This is a genomic window from Xenorhabdus sp. Sc-CR9, from assembly GCF_963897815.1.
Classification (GTDB): domain Bacteria; phylum Pseudomonadota; class Gammaproteobacteria; order Enterobacterales; family Enterobacteriaceae; genus Xenorhabdus.
On sequence record NZ_CAWQTY010000036.1, the window covers coordinates 1 to 2,998 of the forward strand.

3 protein-coding genes are annotated in these 2,998 nt (G+C 43.1%); all 3 read left to right on the forward strand.

Going from position 1 to position 2,998, the window contains the following annotated elements; all coding sequences use genetic code 11:
* Positions 1-470: 470 nt before the first annotated feature.
* Positions 471-758 (forward strand): hypothetical protein, encoded by a 288-nt coding sequence (locus tag AACQ81_RS02050; protein ID WP_339353357.1) that lies wholly within the window; start codon positions 471-473, stop codon positions 756-758.
* A 107-nt stretch (positions 759-865) separates the two neighbouring features.
* On the forward strand, positions 866-1,729 hold the full coding sequence (locus tag AACQ81_RS02055) for a DUF927 domain-containing protein (RefSeq protein WP_237388420.1): 864 nt from the start codon (positions 866-868) through the stop codon (positions 1,727-1,729).
* Positions 1,730-1,890: 161 nt separating this feature from the next.
* On the forward strand, positions 1,891-2,142 hold the full coding sequence (locus AACQ81_RS02060) for a hypothetical protein (RefSeq protein ID WP_237388421.1): 252 nt from the start codon (positions 1,891-1,893) through the stop codon (positions 2,140-2,142).
* Positions 2,143-2,998 lie beyond the last annotated feature (856 nt).

Sequence of the window (2,998 nt, forward strand, 5' to 3'; positions counted from 1 at the left end):
TAAATAACCGGTTATCGTCAGCAACACGTCCCCAAGCTCCCTTTCGACCGGGTAAGTAGGGCTCAAGTAAATTCCAAACATGATCGGAGATATCGTGACGGCGGTATGCTGGTGCGCTCATGGTTAAATCGCTCTATTTATGGAATACAAATCTTATTATCACATAAAATTACTTATGACGACACTATCTAAGGTTATTGGACATACTTATCCAAAATTTTACACGCTGATTTCGATTTGATCCTGAAACTCAACTGGATTAACAACGGAGAAGATACCGAAGAAGGCTTTTATCTTTTTTGCGGAGAATGGGGCTATAATGCCCCTTTAGTTGTCTGGTAGGACATCAGGCAAGTTATCAATATTTTTCTCTCGGGGTTAAATCGAATGTTAAGTTAGCGGCCTCCGTATTCACGTTTATTCTCGAAAAATCACCGAAAGAATGCACCATCGAACTTAATAACCTGATCTTGCTGGCGCGTGATATCAATCAGGAAATACAGCAGGCAATTTTGAAACATACACCACAGCCCTTGTTAATGACATTATTGGGCTATGTGGTGAACAGACCTCAGAACGCAATACCATTAGATCAGGCCATGTATCGGACAGGGTTAGCTATATCGTTATTTGAGGTCATTCTTGACAAAATCGGCAGGGATTGCTCCGAAGAACTGCGCGATCTGTTGGCGCTGGCCTGTGATTTTAACCAAGACGTCTATTACGCACTGTGTGCGGCTGTCTATGGCGAGGAATAAATCATGAGTCAATGTTCCTCACAGCCTAAAAACTCTACGGAAAGCCGCCCGATAGACGTTATCCGAACCGTGAAACAATCAGCCATGAATCATTGGCAAAGCCTGATATGCCTGTAGCGTTCTGTGGGGGTACATCGGCAGTTGCGGGTTATGTGGTCAGGGGAACGGCTGATGAATGGAAGACCCGCGTTGCTTCATTGATGAAAGGCAACCGTTCAATGATGCTGGGGGTGCTGGTGGGGTTAGCTGCGCCGCTGAACTCGCTAACAGGTGGTAACTGTTTTGGCGTGCACTTATTCGCTCAGTCCTCAGCAGGTAAAACAACCACCGTTGAGGCAGCCAGTAGCTTATACGGTGATCCCGAAGAACTGAAATTATCATGGCATGGCACGCATCACGGTTTAAATAACGAGGCGGCAGCCCGCAATGATGGTTTCTTGCCGATTGATGAAATCGGGCAAAGTTCGAACCCGAAAGAAGTCGCAAACAGTGCCTACAGTCTGTTTAACGGTGTCGGCAAAATTCAGGGGAAACGGGAAGGCGGAAACCGTGCCGTTATTCGCTGGAAGATAGCCGCGCTTTCGATGGGAGAGGAAGATTTAGAAACCTTTCTGATAAAAGGCGGGATTACCCCAAAGTCAGGGCAGTTAGTCAGGCTGTTAAGTGTGCCCTTTATTGATACTGAGTTTTTCAATGGTTATGAGGACGGAGATGCACACGCAAGGGCAATCAAGCGCGAATCGAAGCGTTATTGCGGTACAGCGGGTCGGGCATGGATTTTGTGGCTGTCTGAAAATCAGGAGCAGGCAATAGAAACAACCCGTAAAGAAAAAGCCTGGCTGGATAGCCTGCCAGAAGAAGCCTCGGCACAAGTGAAGCGTGTGGCTTGCGCTTCGCTTTACTGGATGCCGCCGGTGAACTGGCAACCCCTATCACCGGCTGGAGTTAAGAAGAGTGCCACGCTGCGATAAGGCAAAGTCTTGATGACTGGTTAGCGGATTTTGGTATCGGAAACCGCGAAAAATATCAGGTTGTCACCCGTGCCCGCGATTTTATCCAGAAACACGGCTTATCGCGTTTTCAGCCTTATACCTATGGAAAACTGAATGGAAACATAGACACCGTTAATGCCATGAGAATTAACCATCTCGCGGGCTATCTGGTACATAACCGCCGTGATGATGGTCAGGTGGAATATCACATTATCCCCAGTGTGTTTGAAGAGGAAATATTGCAGGGATTACAGAAGAAATCAGGCTTTGAGGCTTTGGAAGAAGCCGGAATGTTAATTAAAGCGGAGAAAGACCGCTTTATCAGTAAAACTATTTCAGTGAATGGGACTCAGGGGCGCTTTGTAGTGCTGGTTTTCAATGATGAAGATTAGCCCTCACGTAAAAGAAAAAACATTGGGATAACGGGATGGCGGGATAATGAATATTTAATTAATTAAATATCAGCAAGTTACATCTATTTTAATTATCCCGTCTCATCCCATTACATCCCGTAACGTGATGTCACTATAGATAAAGTCTTAGCGTGACAATGGGGTTATCCCGAAAACATTTTTTCTTTGGCAGGCTATAATTTATTGAATAGGAAAGAGTTAAAAATATTGTTACTGCGTTTCGGGATAAGCGGGATAATGTGGGGTAAGTTAACGGAATGAAATATAAAGTAAAAATGGCATTTATCCCGCTATCCCGTGGGAATTGATGCAGTTATATAGCGTTGTGGTTATGGAAAAAATAATTTGATGAGCTTTTATCTTTCGCATTATCTGAAATTTCAATGAGGTAATTATCTGATTTTATTTAAGCATAGAGATTAATCACCATTCTACTGGTGTACTTTTATCCATGCTGGAATAGATAAGTATTATTGTTATATCCTGTTTAATTGATGCTGTATCGGGAATCATGGCACAAACCAATTAATTCTTAACTGGCATTATAGTCACACTTGGAATAATTTATTTTGAATATTATGGAGAATTAAGGAATGGCACATAAGAAATATAATCCCACTTGGGATGGTTATATGGGGGATGTTTTAAGGGGTAATGTGGGGATTAATCAGCTAAAACCCCAGCATGAATTTTTTGATGCCATTGGACTAAATAGCTTGTCAAAATGGTAGGAGTATCAAAGAAACTCGATCCTAAATTTGCGAAATTTTTGTTCCCAAAACGCAAAATCACAGAAAAAAGGATCGAGTCATGCTTATCATACCATCCACTTCCC